This window comes from Micromonospora sp. NBC_00898, assembly GCF_045207895.1.
In the GTDB taxonomy this organism is placed as follows: Bacteria; Actinomycetota; Actinomycetes; order Mycobacteriales; family Micromonosporaceae; genus Micromonospora.
On sequence record NZ_CP108775.1, the window covers coordinates 7049603 to 7063062 of the forward strand.

Annotated in this window: 11 protein-coding genes; 6 read left to right on the forward strand and 5 right to left on the reverse strand. The window is 74.0% G+C overall.

The features are described 5' to 3' along the window. Positions 1 to 135: 135 nt before the first annotated feature. Positions 136 to 945: an Fpg/Nei family DNA glycosylase gene (locus OG799_RS34315; protein WP_406041308.1), complete on the forward strand. Its 810-nt coding sequence runs from the start codon at positions 136 to 138 to the stop codon at positions 943 to 945. 25 nt (positions 946 to 970) lie between these two features. Here the strand turns inward: OG799_RS34315 and OG799_RS34320 are convergent, their stop codons facing one another. The 3 genes from OG799_RS34320 to OG799_RS34330 all read right to left on the reverse strand — a co-directional run bounded on the left by OG799_RS34320 (position 971) and on the right by OG799_RS34330 (position 4523). Beyond that, positions 971 to 1843, reverse strand: a complete 873-nt coding sequence (locus OG799_RS34320) for an aminoglycoside phosphotransferase family protein (protein ID WP_406046488.1) — start codon at positions 1841 to 1843, stop codon at positions 971 to 973. A 91-nt stretch (positions 1844 to 1934) separates the two neighbouring features. Further along, positions 1935 to 3314, reverse strand: coding sequence for an FAD-dependent oxidoreductase (locus OG799_RS34325; protein ID WP_406041310.1), 1380 nt, complete (start codon positions 3312 to 3314; stop codon positions 1935 to 1937). A 69-nt stretch (positions 3315 to 3383) separates the two neighbouring features. Continuing rightward, entirely contained in the window at positions 3384 to 4523 is a 1140-nt protein-coding gene (locus OG799_RS34330) for a glutamate--cysteine ligase (protein ID WP_406041312.1), read from the reverse strand. Positions 4524 to 4853: 330 nt separating this feature from the next. Between OG799_RS34330 and lysX the strand changes: the two genes are divergently transcribed. The 3 genes from lysX (at position 4854) to OG799_RS34345 (ending at position 9431) form a co-directional block, all read left to right on the forward strand. Then, a complete protein-coding gene (gene lysX, locus OG799_RS34335) occupies positions 4854 to 8189 on the forward strand; it encodes a bifunctional lysylphosphatidylglycerol synthetase/lysine--tRNA ligase LysX (protein ID WP_406041314.1) in 3336 nt (1111 codons plus the stop codon). A gap of 105 nt (positions 8190 to 8294) precedes the next feature. Next, positions 8295 to 8591 carry a DUF6412 domain-containing protein gene (locus tag OG799_RS34340; protein WP_406041316.1) on the forward strand — a complete coding sequence of 99 codons (297 nt, stop codon included), beginning with the start codon at positions 8295 to 8297 and terminating at the stop codon, positions 8589 to 8591. A gap of 93 nt (positions 8592 to 8684) precedes the next feature. Next, positions 8685 to 9431, forward strand: a complete 747-nt coding sequence (locus OG799_RS34345) for a YidC/Oxa1 family membrane protein insertase (RefSeq protein ID WP_406041318.1) — start codon at positions 8685 to 8687, stop codon at positions 9429 to 9431. A gap of 40 nt (positions 9432 to 9471) precedes the next feature. On the opposite strand, the gene OG799_RS34350 is transcribed toward OG799_RS34345, so the two are convergent. Further along, positions 9472 to 10143, reverse strand: a complete 672-nt coding sequence (locus OG799_RS34350; RefSeq protein ID WP_406041320.1) for a DedA family protein — start codon at positions 10141 to 10143, stop codon at positions 9472 to 9474. 87 nt (positions 10144 to 10230) lie between these two features. Continuing rightward, a complete protein-coding gene (locus OG799_RS34355; RefSeq protein WP_406041322.1) occupies positions 10231 to 10842 on the reverse strand; it encodes a DUF1349 domain-containing protein in 612 nt (203 codons plus the stop codon). Positions 10843 to 10936: 94 nt separating this feature from the next. Here OG799_RS34355 and OG799_RS34360 point away from each other — a divergent pair, with 94 nt between their 5' ends. Further along, positions 10937 to 12589: an alpha-amylase family protein gene (locus OG799_RS34360; RefSeq protein WP_406041324.1), complete on the forward strand. Its 1653-nt coding sequence runs from the start codon at positions 10937 to 10939 to the stop codon at positions 12587 to 12589. A 102-nt stretch (positions 12590 to 12691) separates the two neighbouring features. Continuing rightward, the gene (gene fabG / locus OG799_RS34365) at positions 12692 to 13450 is read left to right on the forward strand and encodes a 3-oxoacyl-ACP reductase FabG (RefSeq protein WP_406041326.1); all 759 of its coding nucleotides are present in this window, start codon (positions 12692 to 12694) and stop codon (positions 13448 to 13450) included. Positions 13451 to 13460: the final 10 nt, after the last annotated feature.

Sequence of the window (13460 nt, forward strand, 5' to 3'; positions counted from 1 at the left end):
GCGGAAGCGCAGTGGCAGCCACGCGTGACGAACAGGAGGTACCCAGTCGCCGAGCCGCCGACACCCATCGACCGATCGCGGGGCCCGCCGGCCGGCCCTCGGCGGGCGGGCCGGGGCCGGGCTACCGTTGCCGTCGTGCCAGAGGGACACACCATCCACCGCCTGGCGGCCCGGCACGCCGAGCTCTTCGCCAGCGACAAGGTGCATCTCATCAGCCCGCAGGGCCGCTTCGCCGAGGGCGCCACCCGGCTCACCGGCACCGTCCTGGACGGCACCGAGGCGTACGGCAAGCACCTGCTGCACCACTACGCCGGGGAGCTGACCCTGCACGTCCACCTCGGGCTGTACGGCAAGTTCGCCGACGGCTCCGGCGAGCCGCCGCCCCCGGTCGGCCAGGTGCGGCTGCGGCTGACCAGCGACCGGCACTGGCTCGACCTGCGCGGCCCGACCGCCTGCGAGCTGCTCACTCCGCCCGAGGTGGCGGCGCTGCGCGACCGGCTCGGCCCGGACCCGCTGCGCACCGACGCCGACCCGGACCGGGCGTACGCCCGGATCTCCCGCAGCCCGACGCCCCTCGCGGCGCTGCTGCTCGACCAGTCGGTGGTGGCCGGCACCGGGCTGATCTTCGTGACCGAGGCGCTGTTCCGGGCCGGGCTGCCGCCGACCCTGCCCGGCCGGGAGCTGACCCCGGCCGGCTGGCGGGAACTCTGGGCCGACCTGGTCGCGCTGATGACCCTCGCCGTCGAGCGGGGCCGGATCGACACCGTGCGCGACGCCCACCTGCCCGAGGCGATGGGCCGTGCCGCCCGCGTCGACCGGCACGGCGGCGAGGTGTACGTCTACCGCCGCCCCGGCGCACCCTGCCACGTCTGCGGCACCGAGGTCAGCCGGGGCGGGCTGGCCGGCCGCAACCTCTACTGGTGCGCCACCTGCCAGGCCCGCTGACCCACGCCCGGTCCGGCCGCGGCGCTCACTCGTCGCCGAGCAGCCAGCGGACCACCTCGACCTGGTTGGGGAAGACCTCGCCCTCGCCGATGCTCCAGGCCAGGGTGTGCACGATTGCCCAGCCGCGGACCCGCTCCCGGTCGAGCCCCAGCTCGGCGCTGAGCCGGTCCAGCCGGTGGCGCACCGCAGTCGGGGAGCGGCCCAGCTCTGCGCCGCGCACCATCGGCATCGGCGCGAACTCCCGCTCGCCGACCAACGGCTTCGGGTCGATCACCAGCCACGGCTCCCGGCTGGCCCGCAGCACGTTGCCGGCGTGCAGGTCCTGGTTGACCAGCACCTGCTCGCCCTGGCTCGGCACCAGGTCGGCGAGCAGCCCGAGCGCGGCGTCGAGCAGCCGCCGCTCGTACGGCCGGTTGGCCCGCTCCCAGTTGACCGGCATCCGTTCGGCCCAGCCGGCGGCCTCCTCGGCGAGCGGGGTGAACGGCGGGCCGGCCGGCACCTGGAGCCGGGGCAGCAGCTCCACCACCGCGTCGAGCGCCCGGTCGGGCGGGAGCTGGTGCAGCGGGGTGCCGGGCACGCACTGCTCGACCAGCAGCGCCCGACGCTCCGCGTCATGGGCCAGCAGCCGGATCACGCCCCGACCGGCCCAGTGCGCCAGCGCGGTCGCCTCGTGCACGCTGTCGTCGTCCGGGTACTGCAACTTCAGCACCGCGGGGGTGCCGTCCGGCAGTTCCGCCGGCATCGCCAGCGAGGCGAAGGCGTACGGGAAGGGCGGCCCGACCCGCAGCTCCCAGCGCTCGACGCACCCGGCCAGCCGGTCCGGCAGCGTCGCCAGCCACTCCCGGCCGGCCGGCACCCGCTCGGTCCAGCGCAACCCCTCGGGGATCTCGAGTTCCACGGCCATTCGACCATCCTGGACGTCACCGGGCCGCCGCGCACAACCGGTTTCACCCGGAGCGGGACAGCCGCGCCCGAAGGAAGACGGCGCTCTAGCGGCCGGCGCCGGCGAGGGCGTCGACGGCCTTGCGGGCCGCGATCAGCACCGGGTCCCAGACCGGTGCGTACGGCGGGGCGTACCCCAGGTCCAACGCCGTCATGTCGTCCACCGTCATGCCGTTCCAGAGCGCCACGGCCAGGGTGTCGATCCGTTTGGCCGCCTCGGACCAGCCGACGATCTGCGCCCCGAGGAGCCGGCCGCTGGGCCGCTCGGCGATCAGCTTGACGGTCATCTTCCGGGCGCCCGGGTAGTAGCCGGCCCGGTTCGTCGACTCGGCCACCACCGAGACGAACTCGAAGCCCGCCGCGACGGCGTCCCGCTCCCGCAGGCCGGTGCGTCCCACCTCAAGGTCGCAGACCTTGGTCACCGCCGTGCCGATCACCCCGGGGAAGGTGGCGTACCCGCCGCCGATGTTGATGCCGGCCACCCGGCCCTGCTTGTTGGCGTGGGTGCCGAGCGGGATGTGCACCGGCAGCCCGCTGACCCGGTGCAGGGTCTCCACGCAGTCCCCGGCGGCCCAGACGCCGGGCACCCCCGGCACCCGCATCCGCCGGTCCGTGCGGACCCCGCCGCTCGGCCCGACCGGCAGGCCGGCGGCCTCCGCGAGCGCGGTGTTGGGGCGTACGCCCAGGCCGAGCACCACGACGTCGGCCGGCATCGGCCCCTCGGCGGTGACCACGGCGGTGACCCGGCCGTCCCGCTCCTCCAGCCCGGTCACCGTCAGCCCGGTACGGATGTGGATGCCGACCTCGCGCATCGAGTCGGCGACCAGCTCGCCCATGTCGCCGTCCACGGTGGACATCGGCTGGTCGCTCTGCTCGACCAGGTCGACGGTGAGCCCCCGCTGGATCAGCGCCTCGGCCATCTCGACGCCGATGTAGCCGCCGCCGATCACCACCGCCCGCCGGGGCCGGGGCTCTTGTTCCAGCCAGTCGAGCAGCGCCGCCCCGTCGTCGAGGGTCTGCACGCCGAACACCCCGGCGGCGTCGGTGCGCGCCCACGCGGGCTTCACCGGGACCGCGCCGGTGGCGTACATCAGGGTGTCGAAGCCCTCGCGGACCTCCCCGCCGCCCGCCAGGTCCCGGGCGACCACCTCGCGCCGGTCCAGGTCGATGCCGGTAACCTCGTGGCAAAGCCGGACGTCGATGTCGAAGGACTCCCGGAAGGTGCCCGGGTCGCGGGCGATGAGCTGGTCCCGGTCGGGCACCACCCCGCTGATCCAGTAGGGGATGCCACAGGCGGAGTAGGAGGTGAAGTGCCCCTGCTCGAAGGCGACGATGGACAGGTCGTCGCGGTCGCGGCGCCGCCGGGCCTGGGATGCGGCGGCCATCCCGGCCGCGTCCCCGCCGACGACGATCAGCCGTTCCGCCACGAGAACCATCCTGTCACGTGGCGATCGCCCGTGGGGCCGCCCCGCACGCCCTGGCCCGGGCCGCGCCGGTCAGCCACGGGTCTGCCGGGCCACGTCCTCGACCACGTCGACCAGTCGGCCGGTACGGGCGAAGACAGCGCGCTGCCGGGCGGCTCCGCTGCCGTGCCGGCGCAGCCCGCCCAGCAGGTCGGTCACCTGGTCGAGGTCGCCGTGCCGGTCCAGTTCGGGACGCACCCGGTCGACCAGCTCCTCCAGCAGCTCCCAGGTCGGCCGCAGCTCGCCGTCGGTCAGGTCCACGCCCTCGCCCTCCAGGCCGTCGTGGGCGGCCCGCCAGTGCGCGGCGACGAGCAGGTGGTGGTCGGTGCGGATCGGCGGGCGGCCGGCGGCGATGTCCGTCATGGCGGTCGCCACCAGGGCCCGGACCAGCGCGGCGACCAGCACCGTGTCGTCCACCGAGGGGCAGACGTCGCCGATCCGGATCTCCACCGTCGGATACTTCGCCGACAGCCGGGCGTACCAGTAGAGCATCCCCTCGTCGAGCATCACCCCGCTGGCGATGAGCTGCCGGATCAGCCGCTGGTAGTGCTCGTGGGACTCGAGGAAGGGAGTGGGCGCCACCGACGGCCAGCGTTCCCACTCCACCGACCGCCAGCTCGCGTAGCCGGTGTCCTCGCCCTTGGCGAACGGGGAGTTGGCGGTCACCGCGTGCAGGATCGGCAGCCAGGGGCGGACGTGGTTGAGCACCTGCACGCCGGTGTCCGGGTCGGGGATGCCGACGTGCACGTGCATGCCGTTGTTGCCGGGGCCCGGCACGAGCAGCCGGAACCGCTCGATCATCCGGTCGAAGCGGGGCTTGTCGACGACCGGCGGCACCGGGCCGTCCACCGGGCCGGTGCCGATGGCCAGCACCCGTACGCCGGCCCGCTCGGCGGCGTCGACCAGCGCGGCGCGCAGCACCCCCAGCGAGTGCCGGATGGAGGAGAGTTCCAGCCCGGGCGGGCTGCCGATCTCGATCTGGCTGGTCTGGAACTCCCGCTCGACCTGGCCGCGCAGCTCGGCCGGCACCTGTTCCATGACCAGGTCGACGGCCGGTACGGCGGCGCCGGTGTGCGGGTCGACGAGCAGGAACTCCTCCTCGACGCCGACGGTGAACAGGTCGGTGCCGCCCGGTGCGGCGTCCCGTTCCCGCTCCGCCACTGACCCGCTCATTTCCCATCACCGTCCGTTCCGTGCCGGCGGCGGCGCCGTGCCGCGTCGTCGACGGCCCATTACCCACCGTGTCGGCGCACGGAAACGCCACCGGGCGTGTCGCCTCCCGCCGCGCGACCCGGAGCGCCGCCGCGCGCCCGAGGCGCCGCCGCCGGGCCCCGCAGCGGCCCGCTTTCCGGGAAAGAGTGGCTGTCGCCGCCGGAATGGGCACTCGTTCCGGGAGACTGCGCGCGCCGGTGCGGGTGCTTCCGCGACGCCGGGGGCGGACCGCGTGATTACGATGGGCCGGCCGACGGCTCGGCGTCGTCGCCGGGAGCGAGGGAGGCCACGTTGACCCCGAGCACCGCGTCGCGGATGGCGGCCGACGCCCGGCGCGCCGACCGGGACTGGCGCCGCCAGGTGCCCCGGGCCTTCGCGACGCTGCTCTGGGTGATCGCGGTGGTCTGCGCGCTGGCCGCGCTGAGCAGCGCCGTCCGTTCCGACATCCAGCCGGTCCGCACCGCGATCGACGCCCTGCTGCTGCCCGCGCCGGCCAACCTGGCGTACGCGGTCTTCATCGGGACCCTCGCCTCGGCGGTGCTGCGCCGCAAGCGGCTGGCGTACTGGGTGCTGGTCGTCTACTTCACCCTCAGCCTGGCCGTCGGTGTGCTGGCCGGGGTGCTGCTGCTGACGGTCGGCAGCAACGACCTCACCGACGACGCCGGCGAGCGGCTGTTCAACTCGCTGGAGACGGTCGGGGTGTGGGTCGGTATCGCCTTCGCCGCCGGGGCGCTGGCCCTGCTGCTGGCCGCCCGGCGGGAGTTCTACGCCCGGGTGCGCAGCGGCAGCACCTGGCAGGCCCTGGGGGTCTTCTTCGGGCTGGCGGCGGTCGCGGTCGGGCTGGGCTACCTGCTGCTCCTGGTCGAGCCGGGCAGCCTGCGGACCTGGCTGGACCGGCTCGGCTACGCCATCGAGAAGGTGTTCGGCGGCGCGATCACCCTGGACGTCACCCGGCAGGGGCAGGCGCCCGGCTGGGTCAACCTGCTGCTCGGCGGCTTCGGCGCGATCGCGTTCGTCGCCGGCCTGTTCACCCTGCTCCGGTCGCAGCGGGCCGCCGCCGTGCTGCGTCCGGACGAGGAGGAACGGATCCGGGAGCTGCTCGCCCGGCACGGCGGGCGGGACTCGCTCGGCTACTTCGCCACCCGCCGGGACAAGGCGGCGATCTTCTCGGCCAGCGGCAAGGCGGCGATCACCTACCGGGTGGTCAACGGGGTCAGCCTGGCCAGCGGGGATCCGGTCGGGGACCCCGAGGCGTGGGGGCCGGCCATCGAGGCGTGGCTCGACCAGGCCCGGGAGTATGCCTGGACCCCGGCGGTGATGGGCACCGGCGAGGCGGGCGCCAAGGCGTACCACCGGCACGGGCTGAAGGTGTTGCACCTGGGGGACGAGGCGATCCTGCTGGCCCGCGAGTTCGACCTGGACGGGCGGGACATGCGGCCGGTCCGCCAGGCGGTGCACCGGGTGGAGCGGGCCGGCTACACGACCCGGGTGCGCCGGCACGCGGAGATCCCGCCGGAGGAGCTCGCCGGGCTGGCCCGGCTGGCCACCGCCTGGCGGGACACCGAACACGAGCGGGGCTTCTCGATGGCGCTGGGCCGGCTCGGCGACCCGGCCGACGGCGACTGCGTGCTGGTCGAGGCGCGGGACGCGGCGGGCCGGGTGCGGGCGCTGCTGTCGCTGAGCCCGTGGGGCGCCGACGGGCTGTCGCTGGACCTGATGCGCCGGGACCGGTCCGCCGAGAACGGGGTCACGGAGTTCCTGGTCGCCGCGCTGATGGGCGCGGCGCCCCGGCTCGGCGTCGAACGGGTGTCGCTGAACTTCGCGGTGTTCCGGTCGGTCTTCGAGCAGGGCGCCCGGATGGGCGCCGGCCCGATCATCCGGCTCTGGCGACACACCCTGCTCTTCTTCTCCCGCTGGTGGCAGCTGGAGTCGCTCTACCTGTCCAACGCCAAGTACCAGCCGCACTGGACGCCGCGTTACCTGTGCTTCGCGGAGCGCCGGGAACTGGCCCGGGTGGGCCTCGCCGCGGCCGTCGCCGAGGGCTTCGTCGCCCTGCCCGGCGGGCGGCCGACCCCGCTGCTCGGGGTGCCGCCGGCCGGCGGCGGGGTGGGCTACGTGCCGCCGGCCGCCGCGACGGTCCGGGCGGTGCCGCCGGAGCCGGCCGCGGTGCACCTGCCGGAGCAGATCCGGGTACGCCTGGCGAAGCTGGACCGGCTGCGCGCCGAGGGCGTCGACCCGTACCCGGTGGGCTACCCGCGTACCGACGGCTGCGCGGCGGTGCGGGAGCGGCACGCCGGGCTGGCGCCGGACACCGGCACCGGGGAGACCGTGGCGGTCACCGGCCGCGTGATGCTGGTCCGCGATCACGGGCACCTGTGCTTCGCGACGATCCGGGACGGCAGCGGCGACCTGCAACTGATGCTGGAGCACGACCTGGACCGCTGGCGTGCCACCGTGGACATCGGCGACCACGTGGGCGCCACCGGCGAGGTGTACGCCACGAAGCGCGGCGAGGTGTCGGTGCGGGTGGCCGACTGGCGGCTGACCGCAAAGTGCCTGCGCCCGCTGCCGGACAAGCACCACGGGCTGGCCGACCCGGAGGCCCGGGTCCGGCAGCGCTACCTCGACCTCGCCATCAACCCGGAGGCGCGGGAACTGCTGCGGGCCCGCGGCGCCGCCCTGCGCAGCCTGCGGCAGACGCTGGCCGACCGGGACTTCCTGGAGGTCGAGACGCCGATCCTGCAACGGGTGCACGGCGGCGCGAACGCCCGCCCGTTCGTCACCCACAGCAACGCGTACGACCTGCGGCTGAGCCTGCGCATCGCCCCCGAGCTGTACCTCAAGCGGCTGGCCGTGGGCGGGGTGGAGCGGGTGTACGAGCTGGGCCGGGCGTTCCGCAACGAGGGCGTCGACCACAGCCACAACCCGGAGTTCACGGTGCTGGAGGCGTACCAGGCGTACGCCGACTACCACGTGATGCGCGAGCTGGCCCGGGAGCTGATCGTCGCCGCGGCGGTGGCGGTGCACGGGTCGCCGGTGGTCCGCCGCCCCGGGACGGGGGAGACCGTGGACATCGGCGGTGAGTGGCCGGTGCGTACGGTGGACGAGGCGGTCTCCGCGGCGCTCGGCGAGGAGGTCACCGCGGACACCGACCTGGCCGCGGTGCGCAAGCTCTGCGACACCGCGAAGGTCCCGTACGACCCACGCTGGGAGCGCGGCGCGGTGCTGCTGGAGCTGTACGAGCGGCTGGTCGAGGCGCGGACCGGGGCGCCGACGTTCTACCTGGACTTCCCGACCGACGTCTCGCCGCTGACCCGGCAGCACCGGGCCGATCCGCGGCTGGCGGAGCGGTGGGACCTGGTGGCGTTCGGGATGGAGCTGGGCACCGCGTACTCGGAGCTGGTCGACCCGACGGAGCAGCGGCGCCGGCTCACCGAGCAGTCGCTCAAGGCGGCCGGCGGCGACCCGGAGGCGATGGAGCTGGATCAGGACTTCCTCACCGCGCTGGAGTACGCCATGCCACCCACCGGCGGTCTGGGCCTGGGCGTGGACCGGCTGGTGATGCTGTTGACCGGCCGGTCGATCCGGGAGACGTTGCCCTTCCCGCTGGTCCGCGAGTCCTCGTGACCCCCGTCGGCCCGGTCCGCCGGCTGCCCCGGCCGGCGACCCGGAGCGGATCCGGCGCCGCGACTGCCGCCGTCGGGCGTGACACCGGGTCCTAGGCTGGTCGGCGTGTCGGGGTTGCTGATTGCGGTGGCGGGGACGTGGGCGTACGCCCTCGCCCAGCTCACCGTGCTGGCCGACCGCCCGGTGGAGCTGCTCGCCGGCGCGGCGGTCGCCGCCGCGCTGCTGCTGGCCGCGCTGCTCGCCCTCCGGTTGCGGGCGCTGCCGGGCGCTCCCCGGTCCGGCCGGCTCGCCACCGCGCTGCGGGCCCGGGCCCGTGGTCGTCGCGTCCCCCGTCAGGTCGACCCCGACGCGGCGGGCCGGCCGCGACCGCGCGCCCCCGGTCTGCGCCCCTCGGCCGCGTAGCGCTGCGCCGCCGCGCGGCCGATTCCGTCGTCATCCGTCCCGCCGGGACGCGTCGTCCCGGCCGGGACCTCCGGAATCGGACCGAGGGGTTCCATGCTCGCCTTCGCACCACTGCACGCCGCGGCGTCCGTCGCCGCCTCCGTCGTCACCTGGCTCGCCGGCACGCTCGAGCCGCTGACCGGCGGCGCGGCCACGGCCGCCGCGATCGTCCTGTTCACCATCGGGGTCCGCCTGCTCATCTCGCCGCTCACCCTGGCGCAGGTCCGCGGGGAGCGGCGCCGCACGGCGCTCGCCCCCGAGGTCCGCGACCTTCAGCGCCGGTACGCCGACGACCCCGCCAAGCTGCAGAGCGAATTGTTCGCGCTGTACCGGCGGGCCGGCGCCAGCCCGGTCGCCGGCTGCCTCCCGGCGCTGCTCCAAGCGCCGTTCTTCCTGGTCATGTACCGCCTCTTCGCCACCGGCGACGGCTCGCCAGAGCTGCTCGACGAGCGGCTGGCCGGGGTGCCGCTGGGCTGGCACCTCGGCGACGGGCTCACCGGGCCGGTGGTCGCGGTCTTCGGGGTGCTGCTGGTGGCGCTGCTCGTCCTGGCCTGGTACTCGTCGCGCCGGGCCCGTCGGGCGGCCGCGGCCACCGGCACCGTCGCCGGCACACCCACCGAGGGGCCGGGCGCGGCGACGCTGGGCCGGCTGCTGCCGCTGCTGCCGTACACCACGGTGCTGGTGGCGTTGGTGGTGCCGCTGGCGGCGGTGCTCTACCTGGTCACCACGACCGGGTGGACCGCGCTGGAGCAGGTGGTGCTGCGCCGGCCGCAGCCGGCCTCGATCACGGCCCGGTACTGAAAGGAAGGGGACCCTTCTCACCCGTACGTCTGACGCGGGGTCAGCGGCCGGCGGTCACCGACTGCCGGTCGCGCCGCGCGCGCCGTCTCCGGATCTTCTTCGCCACCCAGCTGACGATCATGACGGCGAAGACCGCGAAGATCGCGTAGTTGAACCAACTGCTGTACCGGTCCACCTGCTGCCACTGCGAACCGAGGGCGAAGCCGAGCCCGACGATCAGCGCGTTCCACACGCCGCTGCCCAGCGTGGTGAGCAGGACGAACTCGCCCAGCGGCATCCGGTTCGCCCCGGCCGGGATCGACACCAGGCTGCGCACCACCGGGACCACCCGGCCGATCAGCACCGCCCACCGGCCGTGCCGCTCGAACCAGCGGTCGGCCTGCTCCAGGTCGTCCCGGTCGACCAGGGGGATGTGGTCCAGCCAGCGCTTCAGTCGCTCCTCGCCGAGTGCCGCGCCGAGCCAGTAGAGCACCAGCGCGCCGACCAGCGAGCCGGCCGTGGCGGCGAGCACGATCAGCACCACGTTGAACCGGCCCTGCGACGACAGGTAGCCGGCCATCGCCAGCACGATCTCACTCGGGATCGGCGGGATGATGCTCTCCAGCGCCACCAGGACGGCCACGCCGAGCGCGCCGAGCGAGTCGATGATGGTCGCCACCCACCCGGTCAGCCCGCTGAACTGGTTCGGGTCGACGTTCTGGGCGAGAGCCATGGGCGTCCTTCCGGCCGGGGATCGGACAGTCGTACCCGACCCGTCGCCGGTCACACCTGCCGGTGACCCGCCCCACTGATCAACGCATCAGTCATCCGGGTGCAGCGCGGCGTCGGCCGGCCCGCTCCGCCAGCCGGTGAACCGGACGGTCAGCCCTTCCCGGCTCGGCGAGCAGCAGAACGGCCCGGCCGAGGCCGCCGCCTCCGGCGGGAGCGGGGCGAGCCGGACCAGCCGCCACGGTTCGTCGTCCACCCGCGCCCGGACGGTCAGCGCGTCACCGGAGCGGCTGACCCGGACGGTGACCTCCCGCCCGGTCCACTCCGGCACCGGGGCCAGCGACCAGTCCGACAGCTCCCGGGTCACCACCGCGCCGAGCTGCGGCAGCCCGTCGCTCAGCTCCACCCCGGTCTTGACCCAGTTCCGCTCGTCCACGTGGACCAGCACGCCGGCCTGGTCGAACTGCGCGGTGTAGTCGAGCAGGAAGCTCACCTCGACCGCGCTCCCGCCGGGCAGCGGGGCGAGCAGCGCCGGGCCGTTGTCGTGCACGAAGCCGTAACTGGTGTGCCGCCACATGTCGGTCTCCGGCCCCGGCTCCACCAGCAGGTGCCCCTCGGCGGTCCGGTCGACGCGTACCGGCGGGTGCAGCCACCGGCCGTCGTCCCAGCCCATCTCGCGCGGGGCCACCTCATGATCAGCCATGCCGGCACCGTACCCCGCCGGATCCGGCGGCGACATACCCGTCGGCCGCCGCCGCGGGTTTGCCGGGCCGGCCGACCGGAGAAGTTAACCGGGCATGGGTGACAGGTGGTACTCCGAGGCGGTCGTCTACTGCCTCGACGTCGACACGTACGCGGACTCCGACGGCGATGGGGTCGGTGACTTCCGTGGCCTGATCGGCCGGCTCGACTACCTGGCGCGGCTGGGGGTGACCTGCCTCTGGCTCAACCCGATTCACCCGTCGCCCAACAAGGACGACGGCTACGACGCCACCGACTTCTACAACGTGGACCCGCGCTTCGGGACCCTCGGCGACTTCGCGGAGCTGCTGCACCAGGCGCAGGACCGGGGCATCCGGGTGATCATCGACCTCGTGGTCAACCACACCTCGGACGAGCACCCGTGGTTCCAGTCCGCCCGGTCCTCGCCCGACTCGCCGTACCGGGACTGGTACGTCTGGGCCGACCAGGAGCCCGACGACCGCAGCCAGGGCATGGTCTTCCCGGGCGAGCAGCACGAGACGTGGAGCTATGACCGGACCGCCAAGGCCTGGTTCTACCACCGGTTCTACAAGTTCCAGCCGGATCTCAACATCAACAACCCGAAGGTGCGCGAGGAGATCAAGAAGATCACCTCGTTCTGGCTCCAGCTCGGGGTCTCCGGCTTCCGGATGGACGCGGTGCCGTTCATCATCGAGCAGACCGAGGCGGGCAACCCCAACTCGCCGAAGGACTTCGACTTCCTCACCGACCTGCGCCAGCACGTGCAGTGGCGTCGAGGGGACGCCGTCCTGCTGGCCGAGGCGAACGTCGAGCCGGACCAGTTGCCGGTCTACTTCGGTGACGGCAGCGGGTCGGGCAACCGGATCCACATGCTCTTCGACTTCATGCTCAACGGCCGGTTGATGCTCGCCCTGGCCAGGGAGGACCCGGAGACGATCGTCGACGCGCTGCGGGACACGCCGAAGCTGCCGACCGGCGGCCAGTGGGCGACCTTCCTGCGCAACCACGACGAGATCGACCTGTCCCGGCTCACCACGGACCAGCGCAACGACGTGCTGGGGAAGTTCGGTCCGGACGAGGAGATGCAGCTCTACGGCCGGGGCATCCGACGTCGACTCGCGCCGATGCTCGGCAACGACCGGCGGCACATCGAGCTGGCCTACGCCCTCCAGTTCTCGCTGCGCGGCACGCCGGTGCTGCGCTACGGCGAGGAGATCGGGATGGGCGAGGACCTGTCGCTGAAGGGGCGCGACGCGATCCGTACCCCGATGCAGTGGTCGTACCAGCCCAACGGCGGCTTCTCCACCGCCGAGCCGGAGAAGCTGGTCCGGCCGGTGATCGACACGGGCGAGTTCAGCTACGAGAAGGTCAACGTGACCGCCCAGCGCAAGGACCCCCGGTCGCTGCTCGGCTGGTTCGAGCGGATGATCCGGACGCTGCGGGAGGCGCCGGAGGTCGGCTCCGGCGCGACCACCCACATCGACGTGCCGCTGCCCGCCGGGGTGCTCGCCCACCGGGCCGACGGCCCGACCGGCACCGTGGTCTTCCTGCACAACCTCGGCACCGAGGACGTCGAGGTCGACCTGAGCACGTTGCAGCCGGAGGCGGACCTGCCGATCGACGTGCTCTCCGACCGGGGCTACGACGAGGTGGGCAAGCTGGACCGGCTCAAGCTCGCCGGGCACGGGTACCGCTGGATCCGGCTGTGCCGCAGCTGGTCGGCCTGACCGTCCGACGTGCCAGCCCGTCGCCGTTCGTCGGCGGCGGGCTGGTCCGCGAACCCCTGGGTTAAGCTCCTTCGATCGAGCCCAAGTTACCGGGAGGTAATCATGTCGGAGGAGCCCCGCGTCGCCATCGTGACGGGAGCCGCGCGCGGCATCGGCGCGGCTACCGCCCGCCGGCTGGCCGCCGACGGCATGGCCGTCGCCGTCGTCGACATCGAGGAGTCGTCCACCAAGGAGACCGTCGACGCGATCGTCGCCGCGGGCGGCCGGGCGCTCGGCGTGGGCGCCGACGTGTCGGACCGGGCCCAGGCGGAGGCGGCCGTCGAGCGGGTCGCCGCCGAGCTCGGCGCGCCGACCGTGCTGGTCAACAACGCCGGCGTGCTCCGCGACAACCTGCTGTTCAAGATGACCGACACCGACTGGGACACCGTGCTGGGCGTGCACCTGCGCGGCGCGTTCCTGTTCAGCCAGGCCGCCCAGAAGCACATGGTCGAGCGGAAGTGGGGCCGGATCGTCAACCTCTCCAGCACCTCCGCGCTGGGCAACCGGGGCCAGGCGAACTACTCGGCCGCCAAGGCCGGCCTCCAGGGCTTCACCAAGACCCTCGCCATCGAGCTGGGCCCGTTCGGGGTGACCGTGAACGCGGTCGCGCCGGGCTTCATCGTCACCGACATGACCGCCGCCACCGCCGCCCGGATGAAGGTCGACTTCGAGGCGTTGCAGCAGCACGCCGCCGCCGAGATCCCGGTCCGCCGCCCCGGCCGGCCGGAGGACGTCGCCCACACCATCTCGTTCCTGACCAGCGAGGGTGCGTCCTTCGTCTCCGGCCAGGTCATCTACGTGGCCGGCGGCCCCAAGGACTGACCCACCCCGG

Coding starts and splice junctions, on each gene's coding strand:
- OG799_RS34360 (WP_406041324.1), top strand. CDS start 10,937: ATGGGTGACAGGTGGTACTCCGAGGCGGTCGTCTACTGCCTCGACGTC.
- OG799_RS34350 (WP_406041320.1), bottom strand. CDS start 10,143: ATGGCTCTCGCCCAGAACGTCGACCCGAACCAGTTCAGCGGGCTGACC.
- OG799_RS34355 (WP_406041322.1), bottom strand. CDS start 10,842: ATGGCTGATCATGAGGTGGCCCCGCGCGAGATGGGCTGGGACGACGGC.
- OG799_RS34345 (WP_406041318.1), top strand. CDS start 8,685: ATGCTCGCCTTCGCACCACTGCACGCCGCGGCGTCCGTCGCCGCCTCC.
- OG799_RS34330 (WP_406041312.1), bottom strand. CDS start 4,523: ATGAGCGGGTCAGTGGCGGAGCGGGAACGGGACGCCGCACCGGGCGGC.
- fabG (WP_406041326.1), top strand. CDS start 12,692: ATGTCGGAGGAGCCCCGCGTCGCCATCGTGACGGGAGCCGCGCGCGGC.